12 protein-coding genes are annotated in these 14804 nt (G+C 54.8%); 6 read left to right on the forward strand and 6 right to left on the reverse strand.

Features of this window, described 5'->3' with window-relative positions; genetic code table 11:
- Nucleotides 1–73 precede the first annotated feature (73 nt).
- Both gcvA and CTZ24_RS13935 read left to right on the forward strand, forming a co-directional pair.
- The gene (gcvA, locus tag CTZ24_RS13930; protein ID WP_208723825.1) at nucleotides 74–964 is read left to right on the forward strand and encodes a transcriptional regulator GcvA; all 891 of its coding nucleotides are present in this window, start codon (nucleotides 74–76) and stop codon (nucleotides 962–964) included.
- Nucleotides 965–1534: 570 nt separating this feature from the next.
- Nucleotides 1535–2317, forward strand: coding sequence for a DUF3750 domain-containing protein (locus CTZ24_RS13935; protein ID WP_208723826.1), 783 nt, complete (start codon nucleotides 1535–1537; stop codon nucleotides 2315–2317).
- A gap of 16 nt (nucleotides 2318–2333) precedes the next feature.
- Here CTZ24_RS13935 and CTZ24_RS13940 read toward each other — a convergent pair whose 3' ends face one another.
- The 6 genes from CTZ24_RS13940 to ppk1 all read right to left on the reverse strand — a co-directional run bounded on the left by CTZ24_RS13940 (nucleotide 2334) and on the right by ppk1 (nucleotide 8723).
- Nucleotides 2334–2513, reverse strand: a complete 180-nt coding sequence (locus CTZ24_RS13940; RefSeq protein ID WP_208723827.1) for a GDFGVC terminal motif YodC-like protein — start codon at nucleotides 2511–2513, stop codon at nucleotides 2334–2336.
- 76 nt (nucleotides 2514–2589) lie between these two features.
- On the reverse strand, nucleotides 2590–4023 hold the full coding sequence (gene mgtE, locus CTZ24_RS13945) for a magnesium transporter (RefSeq protein ID WP_208723828.1): 1434 nt from the start codon (nucleotides 4021–4023) through the stop codon (nucleotides 2590–2592).
- 119 nt (nucleotides 4024–4142) lie between these two features.
- A complete protein-coding gene (locus CTZ24_RS13950) occupies nucleotides 4143–4328 on the reverse strand; it encodes a YfgG family protein (RefSeq protein ID WP_036626450.1) in 186 nt (61 codons plus the stop codon).
- 193 nt (nucleotides 4329–4521) lie between these two features.
- Nucleotides 4522–5121 carry a tellurite resistance methyltransferase TehB gene (tehB, locus tag CTZ24_RS13955; RefSeq protein WP_021184331.1) on the reverse strand — a complete coding sequence of 200 codons (600 nt, stop codon included), beginning with the start codon at nucleotides 5119–5121 and terminating at the stop codon, nucleotides 4522–4524.
- A 12-nt stretch (nucleotides 5122–5133) separates the two neighbouring features.
- A complete protein-coding gene (gene ppx, locus CTZ24_RS13960) occupies nucleotides 5134–6657 on the reverse strand; it encodes an exopolyphosphatase (RefSeq protein WP_021184330.1) in 1524 nt (507 codons plus the stop codon).
- Between the two features lie 5 nt (nucleotides 6658–6662).
- A complete protein-coding gene (gene ppk1, locus CTZ24_RS13965) occupies nucleotides 6663–8723 on the reverse strand; it encodes a polyphosphate kinase 1 (protein ID WP_208723829.1) in 2061 nt (686 codons plus the stop codon).
- Between the two features lie 182 nt (nucleotides 8724–8905).
- Here ppk1 and CTZ24_RS13970 point away from each other — a divergent pair, with 182 nt between their 5' ends.
- From CTZ24_RS13970 to CTZ24_RS13985, 4 genes are all read left to right on the forward strand, one after another.
- Nucleotides 8906–10987: an ABC transporter permease subunit gene (locus CTZ24_RS13970; RefSeq protein ID WP_208723830.1), complete on the forward strand. Its 2082-nt coding sequence runs from the start codon at nucleotides 8906–8908 to the stop codon at nucleotides 10985–10987.
- Nucleotides 10984–12582, forward strand: a complete 1599-nt coding sequence (gene pstA, locus CTZ24_RS13975) for a phosphate ABC transporter permease PstA (protein WP_208723831.1) — start codon at nucleotides 10984–10986, stop codon at nucleotides 12580–12582. The genes CTZ24_RS13970 and pstA overlap by 4 nt, the downstream gene beginning before the upstream one ends.
- 12 nt (nucleotides 12583–12594) lie before the next feature.
- Entirely contained in the window at nucleotides 12595–13362 is a 768-nt protein-coding gene (pstB, locus tag CTZ24_RS13980; RefSeq protein WP_208723832.1) for a phosphate ABC transporter ATP-binding protein PstB, read from the forward strand.
- A 176-nt stretch (nucleotides 13363–13538) separates the two neighbouring features.
- A partial coding sequence (locus CTZ24_RS13985) for a T6SS effector phospholipase Tle3 domain-containing protein (protein ID WP_208723833.1) occupies nucleotides 13539–14804 on the forward strand: 1266 nt, incomplete at its 3' end.

A 14804-nucleotide genomic window follows, 5' to 3' on the forward strand; every position in this document is an offset into this window, starting at 1 on the left:
TTTGCAGCGCTTGAAATGACGTTTCAAACGACGATTTCTTATCATATTTAGATTTTCTAATTTATGGAGGCACATGAAACTCCCACCGCTTTATGCACTGATGTGCTTTGAATCGGCCGCCAGGTTGCTCAGTATGAAGAACGCGGCGGAGGAACTCTGTGTCACCCCCAGCGCGGTGAGTCAGCAGATAGCCAAACTGGAAGAAAGTGTAAATGTCCGGCTGTTTATTCGTACGCCACGCAGGCTGGAATTGACCACAGAAGGAAGGGTGTATCTGCGCGCTATTCGTCCAGCTTTCAGCCAGATTAGTGAAGCAACACAACGGCTGATGGATGAAGGCAAGCGCAATAAAATTTCCGTGAGCTGTACCAGCGGTTTTGCTATGCAGTGGTTGCTGCCGCGCTTGCCCGCTTTTGAACAAGCTAATTCCGGTGTGGAGGTACAAATCAGCACCACCAACCGTAAGGTGGATCTGCTTTCCGAGGGGATTGATTTTGCTGTGCGACACGGTACGGGGGACTATCCAGGGCTGGAGGTTGAATGTCTGCTCAATGACCGACTGATACCGGTATGCAGCCCCCAGCTGGTGGCAAAACCTCTGACACCTCCTGATATCCTGCGCTACACCCTGCTGCATGATGAACATCGTCTTGACTGGGAGCTATGGTTCCATGCCCTTGGCTTTCACAATGCTGAAACCGCTAAAGGGCCGGTATTTATTGATTCAAATGGTGCTGTTGAAGCCGCTCTGGCAGGGAAGGGTATCGCTCTCATCCGGCAATCGCTGGTCAGAGAGGCGATTGCTCAGAGTTTGTTAATCAATCCGCTCAAGGTGGCGGTGACGTCTCCGATCGCCTATTACCTGGTCTGGGAAGAGTCTGCCGTCTTGCAGCGCATAAACCGTCGTTTCCGTGACTGGCTGGTGGCGACCGCTGCGGCAGAAAAAAACAGCTATCCGGCCTGAACATCTCACCAATCCAATCAGCAGATTGTAGTAATGGAATCAATGAGATAAAGTTAAAAGATCTCCTCACCCTGAAAAATATCTGTTCAGCCGATCAGCAAATCTCCACGCTGGCAGCGTAATCTGGCACCGGGAAAGCTTAAAATCCTCGGTGAGGCTAATGAGCTGAGCCTGTCGTCGTTACGGCCAGAAGAGTTGCAACGCTCGCTGGTGTTGATCGATATCGAAGGATTTGAATTGTTGAGTAAGGCTTTTTTAGCGAAATTACAAGCTTGAACCATTATTATTGAGGTGCATAACTGGGTTGATAATTTCCAGGAAAAATATGTTCAGTTGCTGCGTAACGCGCACCACTTCTTTGATATCGAAATGGTTGAGCGTATTGACCGTACAACCAACCACCTGCCAGAATTAAGGGATATGACCGATGACAATCGTCTGTTATTTACCTCTGAACGTCGCCTCTGCATAATGCGATTTTTGAAATTGACTCCGAAAGCCACACCTCGTTAAGCGAGCCAGCGAAAGACAGGCTACGGTGAATGGCCTGTTTTCTCGCCGGATGTTGCCATGTTGACCGTCAAAGCATTTTCCATTGGTTTTTTTATCATCGTTTTGTTGTCGCTGTTTGCCAGCCTGGCACAAGCCACGCATGGCGGTACGCTCTCCAGCGAACGCGGGGGCTGGTGGTCGGCACGGCGAGATTCTGCTGGCATCGCCCCCGATCCGCGCGTCTATGCTGCACAAGCCATTGTTCAGGTCTATGCCGCCCCCACCTATGGCTGGAAAGGGGCGGTGGCGGTCCATCCGTGGATTATTTTTAAACGCGCTGGAGAAACACAGTACAACCGCTATGAAGTGATCAGTTGGGGGAGTGACGATAAAGTGCGGCACAACGCCAATCTCCCCGATGGCTACTGGTATGGTGCACGGCCAAGATTGCTGGTCGATCATCGCGGGGCGGCAGCGCAGGCGATGATTCCGCAGATTGAAGCCGCGATCAAATCCTATCCCTGGCCGCAGACCTACCATGCCTGGCCAGGCCCGAACAGCAACACCTTCCTTGCTCATATTGGTCGTGAAGTACCGGCACTGGCGCTGGATTTGCCTGCCAACGCGGTCGGCAAAGATTATCGCCCTTTATGGCGGCCAATCGGGTTGCCGCCATCGGGGCGTGGGATTCAGGTATCAGTGCTGGGGGTGGCGGGGGTGACTCTCGGCGCGGAAGAAGGGTTTGAACTCAATATTCTGGGGTTGAATATGGGGCTGGATTTTACCCCATTGCGTCTGCGACTGCCTTTTATTGGCGGCATTGGCAGCGACAACGTGCAGCAGGATAATCCGCCGGGCTAATCCCCGGCGAAGCCCATCAACACACGCCGAAGTCACCGTCTTCGTGATAGAGATTGACGGTGTCGGCTTTGATCGCAATTTCCTTTTTGGTGGCATCATCAATCCGGGCGCACCACAGGGTATCGCCGTCAACGCGTAGCACCAACATTTTTGGACCACCGGTTTTCGGCTGCACAAAATCATCCACGTTAAACATCGTATTCTCCTGCGAGGTTAAGGTATGGCTGATTCTAGCTGGCAGATAGCGCCCCTGCGCATTAGGTTGTGCGAAATTACGTGTGCAACAAAAACAAGGTGGCGAGGCCGAGGAAAATAAAGAAGCCACCGGTATCGGTGATGGCAGTAATCAGCACGCTGGAGCCGACCGCCGGATCACGTTTCAGCTTGGTCATAATGAGCGGGATCAGCACCCCCATCAGCGCGGCCAGCAACAGGTTCAGCACCATCGCCAGCATCATAACGCCACCTAACGCCAGATTATCGTACATCATCCAGGTGACGGCCCCCATGATGCCGCCCCAGAACACGCCGTTAAGCAGCGCAACACCCAGCTCACGTATAATCAGAAACGAAAAGTTGCCCGGCTCCACCTGATGCAGCGCCAGTGCGCGCACAATCATGGTGATGGTCTGATTGCCGGTGTTGCCGCCAATGCCGGCGACAATCGGCATCAGGGTAGCCAATGCCACCAGTTGTGAAATGGTTTCTTCAAACAGGCCGATAACGCGGGATGCAACGAAAGCGGTGCAGAGGTTAATCGCCAGCCATGCCCAGCGCTTGCTCACTGCTTTGCGTACTGGCGCGAAGACATCCTCCTCCTGACTGATACCGCCCATTTTACGGATATTGCTCTCATTCTCTTCATTGACGAGGTCAATCACGTCTTCGACGATAACGCGGCCGATCAGCTTGCCTTTGGCGTCGGTAACGGCGGCAGAAATCAGGTTATAACGCTCAAACGCGCCTGCGGCATCTTCGGCTTTATCGTTGAGCTGGAAGGTGGTCGGCGTGGCATTCATCACCGCGTCCACCCGCGTTTCTGGTGGATTGAGCAGGATGGTGGTGAGTGGCAGTTCACCCAGCAGTTGATTGGTTTTATCCGTGATAAACAGCTTATCGGTGCCGTCCGGCATGGTCTGACGTCGGCGCAGAAAGCGTTGTACGGTGCCGAGGGTGACATCGGCGCGCACCGTCAGAATGTTGAAATCCATAATACGACCAACCCGATCGCGATCGAACTCCACCACGCTGAGAACATGGGCGCGTTGGCTGGGATCGAGGGTGGTCAACAGACGGCCAGTCAGATCACGCGGCAGATAACGCGCCAGATAAGCCTGATCGTCAATATCCAGCGGCTGGATCGCGCGCAGAATTTCGCGATCGGTCATGCTTTCCGTCAGACTGGCCCAGACGGTTTCGGACGCTTCCACCAATACCCGACCACGCTGTTCACAGGGCACTAAGCGCCACAACGCCTGGCGTTCCTCCTGCGGCAGCGCCTCAAGAATATCGGCCAAATCTGCGGCGTGCAGCATCTGCAAATCGCCTTCCAACTGATGACGCCACTCGCTGACTTCTTTCAGTTTGCTGGCAGGCAGGTCAACCGACTTATCCAGTAGGACATCAACCAGGTCGTGTTGCGTGAGCAGCAGGTTTAGAATGCGATGGCGGGTTTCAGTCAGTTGTTGCGCGGGCGTGGCAGACATAACGCGTCCTTTGTGTCTGTAAATGTCAGTTCGAAGTGTAGTGCGTTACGGGTAAACAGGACGTAACAAACATCATCGTCGCAATGGACAATGTGGCGGCGCAGTGACTCGCAAATTCCTTAACGCGTGTCGTTACTGCTTTGTGTCACCGGATCAGAAGTGGCTTTCTTTTGCTGATGATGCTCAATGGCACCAGGGATGGTAAAAATCAGACGGCCAACCAAAATAAAAAAACTGATCAGCAAAACAATACGTGTCATCGAACCGGTTTTGGGACGTCTTCGTGCGGGGAAAGCGTTATTCACGCGGGGTGTTTCCTGTTGATACCCTTCTGGGCGATTGCAACATTTAGTCATACTTAGATCGCTAAATCAATCGCTGGGTGAAAAATGAGCAGAAAAGGTTAAAAATACCCACCCAACACGTAGCGACGCGATTTATCGCGCAATTTCGTGCGCGTTGCAGGAAAAACCCGCGCGATAAATCGCGCCGCTACGGTCAGTAACTTGCCTTTTGAGCCAGCAACGTGGCGAAACGGCAGCGGATGCGCTGGCCGTTTTCATCTCGGCGATGCAACTCACCCACATGTTCGTTGTATTTCACGATATGCCAGTTGCGATAGTAGTGGCTCAGTTCGCCGGATTTAAAGGTGAACGGGAAATCCAGCGGGTTGGGATAGTCATCGGTACTCATCGCCGCGACGATCAGGTTATAGCCATATTTCACCGTGCTGGCCTGCATATCAGCAATCAACTGCGGGATGCTCTGCGGTTGCAGGAACATCATCACCACGGTGGACAGCACCAGCTGATACTCGCCGTTGAAGCGCACCTGATTCAGATCACAGGACTCAGCGCGGATATTTTGCAGCTGCTCCTCATGGATAATCTGCTGCAACCGCGCCAGACTCTGCGGATTGCTGTCCCAGCCTGTCACATCAAAGCCCTGCTGGTTGAGAAACAAGCTGTTGCGGCCCTGGCCGCATCCCAAATCCAGCGCTTTACCGGGCGTTAATTTGGGCAGCGCTTCCAGCACTTCCGAATGCGGTGGCGTCAGGCCATATTTTTCCGCGAAATAGTTGTCAGGACGAATGCTCATAGTAACCCGCGTTTACTCCTCTTGCAGAATCAGGTTCCAGCCGGTCACTTCATTCCAGTAGCTTTGCTCGCGCTCCAGATCCAACTGCACCAATGTATTCTGGCTAAAGTAGCCAGACGGGAAGGTGAGCGTCCAGTGACCGTCATCGGTGGACAATTTCAGCGAATCCGGACGCGTGGTCGCCTGGCGCTGATTGTTCAGCAGGGTGCCGAGACGCAGCAGGAAAACCAACGGTAAGAATTGCTTCTTTTTAAACAGGGTGAAGCGCGGCATCTCATCCATCTTCACCGCTTTACGATGGAAGCGTACCAGCATCGCCAGCAGCATCTGTTGATCCTGGTTAAAGCCCGGCATGTTGGTGTTTTGCAGGATATAGGCCGAATGGCGCTGCATACCGCTATGGTTAATGGTCAGCCCGACTTCATGCAGCAGCGCCGCCCATTTCAGCAGGGCAGAAAGCTGCGGGTTAGCCAGTTTGGGATTCTGATCGAGCCATTGCAGATAAAGTTGTTCGGTGGTTTCCAACACGCGGCGAGCCTGATCGCTGTCGATAGCGTAGTGGTTTGCCAGACTCTGGGCGGTGCGGCTACGAATGTCCTGATGACGGAAGCGACCTTCCATTTCATACAGCACGCCTTCGCGCAGCGCACCATCCGACAGACGCAGCTCGCGGATGGCCAGCGCATCAAACACGCCACACAAAATCGCCAGGCCCGGAACAAACACCACTTTGCGCTCTTCGGACAAGCCCGGCAGGCTGAGTGCAGCAAAGGATTTGTGCTTGATCACCTCGCTGTACAACTGGTCCAGCCGTTCCGGGGTAATCAGTTTCTCTTTCTCGCCCATCGCCAGCAGCACTTCGCAGGCCGCTTTGATGGTTCCTGATGCGCCCAGCGCATACTGCCAGCCATGCAGGCGATATTGCCACGACAGGGTTTCCAGCTTCTGTGCTGCTGCCAGACGGGCGCGACGAAAGTTTTCCGGCGAGATTTCCCCTTTCGGGAAGTAGAGCTGGGCAAAGCTGACGCAACCCATTCGGCGGCTTTCCACCAGTTGTGGCTCAAAATCTTCGCCAATCACCAGCTCAGTCGAACCACCGCCGATATCAATGACCAGCTTACGACCTTTCTCCGGCTGGGTGTGCTCCACACCCATAAAGATCAGACGTGCTTCCTCATTCCCGGAGATCACCTCAATCGGGTATGGAATGACGTCGGCCGCGCGTTGCAAAAACTCTTCCGCATTGATGGCCTGACGCAGCGTATGCGTCCCGACGATGGTTACGTTGGCTGGACTGAATCCCTGTAAACGCTCGGCAAATAACGCCAGGCAATTCAGCCCGCGTTGAATGGCTTCTTCGCTCAGCCGATTTTGTGCATCCAGCCCATCGGCCAGATGCACGCGTTGCTTGAGGCGTCCCAACACCTGCATGGCGCCATCCACCACACGGGCAATCACCATATGGAAACTGTTGGAGCCAAGGTCGATGGCCGCAAACTCCTGAGGCTTTGGCGTACTCTTATGGGATATTGGCATAGGAATTATTCAGGTTGTTCCAGTTGCTTGATGTAATCGTAAATCGCCAGTTGCGAGCGCACTTTTCTGCGGTTGCCGCGCGGCACATAACGGTTACTCAGTTCTTTGTCCACGATACGGGCTTTAACTGTATCGCTAAACAGGATGGCGATGATATCCAGCACGCGCTGTTTCAGACGCGGGTCGAGGATCGACACGGCCACTTCAATACGGTAATCGATGTTACGTGTCATCCAATCCGCAGAGGAGAGGAACACTTTTTTATCGCCGCCGCTTTCGAAAATATAGACGCGGTCATGCTCAAGGTAGCGGTCAACGATGCTAATCACGCGAATATTTTCGCTGATACCCGGTAAATCGGGGATCAGCGAGCACATGCCGCGTACCAGCAGGTTCACTTTCACCCCCGCCGCTGAAGCAGCATACAACCGATCCACCAACCCGTTATCTACCAGGTTATTAATTTTCAGCGTAATGCCCGCTGGAATTCCCTGCTGCACGTTGGCAATTTCGTTATCAATCAATTGATAAAGCATATTGCGCGAATTTTGCGGTGAAACCATCAAATGGTCGAAACTCACCGGGCGATAAGGGTTTTCAATAAAGTTAAACACCCGACGCACTTCGTTGGTGATACGAGCATCCGCCGTCAGCAAAGAGTAGTCAGTATAAAGGCGCGCGGTCTTCTCGTTAAAGTTACCGGTGCCGATATGCGCGTAGCGCACAATCTCTTCCCCTTCGCGACGCGAAATCAGGAACAGCTTGGCGTGAATTTTCAGACCCGGCGCAGAGAAGATAACGTGGACGCCAGCTTCGGTCAGACGCTTGGCCCAGTGGATGTTGGCTTCTTCATCGAAACGCGCCTGTAACTCCACCACCACCGTCACTTTTTTGCCGTTGTAGGCGGCGTGGATCATCGCATCCATGATGCGTGAGTTCTTGGCTACTCGGTAGATGTTGATTTTGATCGCCAGCACGCTCGGGTCGAAAGACGCCTGACGCAGCAGTTCCAGCACATGCTCAAAGGTATGATACGGATAGTAGAGCAGCACATCGCGGTTACGAATCGCATCAAAGCCGTTGCGGAAGCCATCAAAACCGATGTGACGGATCTGCGGCAACGGGCGATTTTCCAGATTGCTTTTGCCCTCATTCGGGAAGCTAATAAAATCTTTAAAGTTGTGGTAACGGCCACCCGGCACCACCGAATCGTAGTTGGAGATGGAAAGTTTATGGCGCAGCATCTCCACCATTTCATCTGGCATATCCCGTTGATACACGAAGCGCACCGGCTCCGCATTCAGACGCTGCTTCAGGCTGGAAGACATCAGTTCCAGCAGGCTGGATTCCATCTCCGTGACCAGATCGTACTCAGCATCACGCGTCATCTTCATCGAATAGGCGTTCAGCGCATCATAGTCGTAGAAGCCTTTAAAGATATCATCAAGGCAATAACGCAGGATATTATCCAACAGGATCATCGGTTTACGACGACGTGGCGACTCAGCAGGCAGGTTAACGAAGCGTGGCACTTTATCGGACGGAATCTCCAGCAGTGCGTAGCGTTTATCGTCCCCACGAATAATTTCTACCGCCAGGTAGGTGTAATCATCTTTCAGGAATTCGATTAAGTCGGTGTCGTGATTGACCAGAATTGGCGTGATGTGCTGACGCAGTTGATGCTTGAAATAGTAACGTAACCATACCTGCTGGTTGGGTGACAGTTGGCGTTCGTTAATCAGGAAGATCTGATTACGCGCCATTTCCAGCAGCAGATCGTTATACAGCGCATCAAATTCCTGGTCAGACTTCAGTACCCGTTGTTGAATCTTCTTCAGCAGGTGGCGTGGCGTGCTGGGTGAACCTTGTTCTTCCCCAATCAGAATGCGGCGTTTTAAATCGGCAAAGCGAACTTTATAAAATTCATCAAGGTTGTTCGAATAGATCCCGAGGAAACGCATACGTTCAATCAGCGGATTACTTTTGTCCGCTGCTTCCTGTAACACGCGTTCGTTGAACGATAACCAGCTTAATTCTTTTTCTATATACAGCTTTTCCTGACCCATTCTGACTCCGTGATGCTGTTGCTGGACGGGATGCCCGGCGAAAAGGCGCGATTGCGCTGTTTCGCACAGTCTCCCTCACCATTATGGCGAGAGTATGGCAGGCTTGTCCAACGCCAACAGTTGTCTTATCAATCAGCTACGGGCAACATAGCGGCTTGTCTACGAGCCTAACCCTGATCTGCATGAGCATAACAAGCATTCCCGTCCACTTTAGCGATAACCGCCGCCGTGCCATTGACCGGTGGGTTAAGCGTATCGTCACCGCTTGCGGTGTGGGAATTCTGCTATTGATGTTACTGCTGTTCTTCTGGTTAATCTGGGTCGTATTACCCCTTTTTAGCACGCCAGGTGTGCAGGTGGTTGCCAGTCAACAGCTGTGGGACAAAGCCCCGGTGTTGGCGATGGGCAGTGATGGGCCGCTTGGTTGGCGTATCAGCCGTAACGAAGCACGTTTTATTCCGCTGGATGGACAACCTGCCGGACCTGCGCTGGCGTTGCAGGGCAAACCGGATGGGGTAGCGCAGAGCGCCGACCATCACAGCCTGCTGCTGAATATGCAGGGCGATCTACTGCTGATGCAGCCGGTTAACGGCGAATGGCGCTTTCCACTCGGCGATCGTCCGTTACATCTTCCCCAGGGGGCGGTGTCGCACATGGCGCTGGCTACGCTCACGGACAACCAATGGCGGATTGCAGCGCAAACCGCTGCCGGAATTGTTCTCCTGACACTGGATAACTCAAACCGCGTTGGTCAAATTCTTCTGCCGCAGCAGCAGGCCGATCGCCTGTTGCTCTCACCCGATGGCAGCGTGCTGTATACCAGCGAAGGCCGCCTGTTGCGCGTCTGGCAAGTCAGCGCGGATGGTGCGCAATTGCGCGAAACGCAAACCCTGACGGAGAAACCGCAAAGCCTGCATCTGTTGGCTGGGGGGCGTACCTTATTGATTCAGGATACGCGCGGCGTCAGCCAGTGGTTTGCCATTGCCGGGCCGCAGGGGCCGCGTTTACAGGAAATACGCACCTTCAATGCCAGCGCGGGCGCGAGCTTAATTGTCACTGAGTCCCAGCGCCGCGTATTCGCCACCCTGAATGCGGCAGGCGAGGTTAGCTTGTTTGCCAGCAAACAGCCGGGACCGATTGTCACCCGCAAACTGGCTCCCGGCGTTCAGGCGGCTGCGTTCTCTCCACGCGGTGACACGCTGCTGCTGGAGCGGGCAGGGCAATGGCAGCGTCTGCGCCTCGACGATCCCTGGCCGGATTTTAGTTGGCGTAATTTGTGGCAAAAAATCTGGTATGAAAACTACCCGCGGCCCGATTGGGTGTGGCAATCCACCGCCGCAGGGGACAGCTATCAGGCGAAGTTTAGTCTGATGCCGCTGGTGATTGGCACGTTGAAAGCGGCCAGCCTGGCGCTGCTGTTTGCCACGCCGCTGGCGCTGGCAGCGGCGATGTATACCGCATGGTTTATGACGCCGGGTTTGCGTCGTTGGGTCAAGCCGGGCATTGAGATGATGGGGGCGCTGCCGAGCGTGGTCATCGGTTTGATTGCCGGGATCTGGCTGGCACCACACATCAGCAATGCGTTGATTGGCGTGCTGTTGCTGCCACTGGTGCTGGCAGCGACCTTGCTGTTATGTGGCCTGTTAAGCCCGCGTTTGCCCGCACGCTGGCGTCAGCCGGGCTACGAAGTGTTGTTATTGCTGCCGATATTGCTGGCCGTCACCCTGTTTACGCTGTGGCTACCCACTTACATCTGGCCAAATATCGGGGAGCGTCTGGCCCATTATGAGCAACGGAACCTACTGGTGGCCGCGCTGGCGATGGGATTCGCGCTGGTGCCGCTGATCTTTACCTTAGCGGAAGATGCCTTGTTCAGTGTGCCGCTCTCACTGGGGCAAGGGTCGCTGGCATTGGGGGCGACACCGTGGCAAACCCTGACGCGCGTGGTGCTGCCGGGGGCTTCAGCGGGTATTTTTGCCGCATTGATGATCGGTTTTGGTCGGGCGTTGGGTGAAACCATGATCGTCCTGATGGCGACCGGCAATACGCCGGTGAGCGAAGGTGGCTTGTTTGCCGGGCTGCGCGCGTTGTCAGCCAATATCGCCATTGAGATGCCGGAGGCGGCGGCAGGGAGCGCCCATTATCGTATCTTGTTCCTTAGCGCGCTGATTCTGCTGATTTTTACCCTGATCATTAACACGGTGGCGGAGGTCATTCGTCAGCGTCTGCGCCAGCGTTTCAGCCAGCATGAGGGGCAGGGATGAAGGCGATGCGCCAAAATGATCGCTGGCGCTGGCTCACCGCCGGAGCGGTGGCCGTCTGCCTGTTGGCTTTTACCTTGCTGATTGGGCTGCTGGCCTGGCAGGGTATGCGCGCCTTCTGGCCCCAGCCGGTCGATCTATATCAGCTCCAGCCACCCGATGGTGAACCGGTGAAGCTGCTGGGCGAGACAGTGCAGCGCCAGCAGCATGGCAGCGGCTGGCGTTATGTGGTGAAAACCGGTAATCGTGATTTTGCTCCGCCTGATTTCCGCGTCATTGACAGCCAAAACCAGGCCGAAATCCGTCAGCCGCCGGATGTAATGGTGTTGCAGCGGCGCAGCGGCGGGAATGCTTACGGCTGGTTTATCGAATTGCGTGAAAATAATGAAGTGCTGACGGCGCGCGATCGCGATGCGCTGCTGCATCAACGTTTAAAAGCGGCACATGAGCAGCTACGTCAGGCGAGCCAGATCCGGCGTATTGATATGGCGCGTCTCAATGCCCAGTTGGAAAACCTGCAACAACAGGCGGAAGAGCAGCAACGCAAAGGGGTGTTCAGTGCGCGGCGGCAATCTGAATACGATGCCAACAGCGCCGCGCTGCAACGGCGTTTTAGCGCCCTGGCTAATCAACTGAGCCAGCTGCAAAGTGAAAGCCAGCGGGATGTGCTGGTGCTGCGCGATGTGCAGGGGCAGGACCATGTGATTCCGTTGGCGCAAATTGTCGCGGCCTGGTACCCGAATAGCATGAGCTTCGGCCAGAAAGTGCAACATTTCTTCAGCCAGGTGTGGCAATTCGTCAGCAATAATCCGGCGGCGGGCGAAAGCGAAAGTGGCGCGCTACCGGCAATTTTTGGCACTGTGCTGATGGTACTGCTGATGTCGGTCATCGTTATGCCGCTTGGCGTGGTGGCGGCACTCTGGCTGCATGAATATGCCGGACGTAATGCTCTGACCCGGCTGGTACGAATTGCGGTGGTCAATCTGGCGGGTGTGCCATCGATTGTGTACGGCGTGTTTGGCCTTGGCTTTTTTGTCTGGCTGATTGGCGGCACTATCGACCAATTGTTTTACTCACGCGCACTGCCAAACCCGACATTTGGCACCCCGGGTTTGTTATGGGCGGCGCTGACGCTGGCGTTGCTGACGTTGCCGGTGGTGATCGTCGCCACCGAGGAAGGATTATCACGCATTCCGGACAGCCTGCGACAGGGATCGCTGGCGCTGGGAGCCACTCAGGCGGAAACCCTGTGGCGCGTGGTGTTGCCACTGGCAGTGCCAGCGATGTTGACCGGTTTGATTCTGGCGGTCGCGCGTGCAGCCGGGGAAACCGCCCCATTGATGCTGGTTGGCGTGGTGAAGATGGTGCCGGAACTCCCGGTGGACGCGGTATTTCCGTATTTACATCTTGACCGCAAGTTTATGCACCTCGGTTTTCAGATTTACGATCTGGCATTTCAAAGCCCGAATATCGACGCTGACCGCCCGCTGGTTTATGCCACCGCTCTGTTGCTGGTGGTAATTATCCTGTCGCTCAACCTGCTGGCGATGGTGTTGCGCCACCGCCTGCGCGAGCGTTACCGGCTTATGACGCATTAAAAGGTTCTCCACATGACCCCTGATTACGACATTGCCCTCAAGGTTAATCAGCTTTCGCTGTGGTATGGCGAGCGCCAGGCGCTGAATAACATTGACCTGCAACTGCCGAAGAACCATATCACGGCGCTGATCGGCCCTTCCGGCTGTGGCAAATCGACGTTGCTGCGTTGTTTTAATCGCATGAATGATGTGATTGATGGTAGCCGCATGGAAGGGGAGATTTGGCTGGGGCAGCATGCCATTATGCAACCGGAGCAGGATCTGGCGGCACTGCGTCGCCGTGTCGGCATGGTGTTTCAGCGACCTAACCCGTTCCCCAAATCAATTTATGAAAACGTGGTGTATGGCCTGCGTTTGCAAGGGGTGCGTGACCGCCGGATATTGAATGAAGCCTGCGAACGTGCGCTACGCGCGGCGGCGTTATGGAGTGAAGTGAAAGATCAGCTGGGGCAAAACGCGTTAACCCTCTCTACCGGTCAACAGCAACGGTTGGTGATTGCACGCGCGATCGCCATTGAACCGGAAGTCTTATTGCTGGACGAGCCAACTTCCGCGCTCGATCCCATCTCCACGCTGGTGATTGAAGAATTAATGACGACGCTCAAGCAACATTTCACGCTGGTGCTGGTAACGCACAACATGCAGCAGGCGGCGCGCGTGTCCGATTACACCGCATTTATGCATAACGGGCAGTTGGTGGAGTTTGATGAGACGGATCGGATCTTCACTTCACCGCAAGCGCGGCGTACGGAAGATTACATTACCGGGCGGTTTGGTTGAGTGGGAAATTTTGTGTGCTGCCGACCAGATTGACAAAGATTTTCTCGCTTAGTCACCATTGTTGACTATCCTCTCACGCAACTAAATGGATGCCACGCTTGGTAGCGTGGCCAGGAGATGTTGCGTCGGTCTGCCAGTCGAGACGCAACGCTATCGTGAGTAAGGGAAGCAACACGATGAGCAAGGAAAAGCAGTCGGACGATGTGTTCAACAACCCGGTTCTCGGGACTTTTATTGGTGTGCCCCGTGATACCGCAGGGGCAATGCTCACCCAGGAATTTGCGGTGCGCAGCCCATTACCCTGCATCGTTATTCTGGTGCATGGCGTCAACGATATCGGTGACGCCTACGAGACACAGGAGCAGGGGATTGTCGCCGGGCTGAATACCCGGCTGGCGCGCACCGATATGCATCCTCATCAATGGGCGGAGATAAGTGGCTTAACCGACCTGAACGGTGCTGCACGGCGCGTGATCCACAGTGGACGCTCGCCGGTGATCCCGTTTTACTGGGGATATCGCCCGGTGGACCGCGAGACGTATGACAACGACCAGCAGCGTTACCGGGATGAAGTCAAAAAGCTCGGGCTGGAATCGGTGCTGCCGTATGACGCGTTTCAGGAGAATGATCCAAAACGCCTGAAAAAACTTAACCCGGAAATGCGCGGATTCTGCAACGATAACTACGGTAACGTGCTGGATCTGGCCGTCGCCAAAGGGGGTGGTACTTTTGCCAATGCCACCACCTGCATCCCGGATATGCTCGGACCGGGCGCCAACGGCGGCGCGATCTGGATGGCGGGCGTTTACAGCCGCAAGCTGAACGGGGGGGATTATACGCACCCGATTTACGGCAATCCGCACCGGATTTATCAGTTCTTTGCGGCGCAGCGGCTGGCGGATTTGATTCTTGAGATTAGAAAAAACCCTAAAACTGAACTTGATACCATTAATATCGTTGCGCACAGCCAGGGCACCATTATCACCATGCTGGCCAATATGCTGGTAAGACAGCAGGACCCCCAATATGCAGTGGCTGACTGCACCATCCTCTGCCATTCCCCTTATTCGCTGGCACCGCGTTTTCTGGAAAACCAGCTCCCGGGCCGCCAGCAGACCGCAAAAGCCCGTCAGGAAACCCTGTGTAACTTTTGTCGGCTGATGGCGACTAACCCCAAATATGATCCTGCCGGGCGCTATCACCCGGACTTTGTGCAGGCGATGATGAACGACGGTACGCTGGCGCGCAAACACCAGTGGCACAGCGACCCGCGCTACGGCCGCAACAATTATGGTCGGGTGTACAACTACTTCTGCCCGGACGATGGCATCGTGTCGCTCCAGAGCGTGCAGGGTTTTGGCTGGCGAGGGATCCCTGACCAGTTAGCCGCCGGGATGGAGAACCTTTACCAGCGGGCGTTTTGCCAGCGCTATACCACCGGA

This window comes from Pantoea phytobeneficialis, from assembly GCF_009728735.1.
GTDB classification, from domain to species: domain Bacteria; phylum Pseudomonadota; class Gammaproteobacteria; order Enterobacterales; family Enterobacteriaceae; genus Pantoea; species Pantoea phytobeneficialis.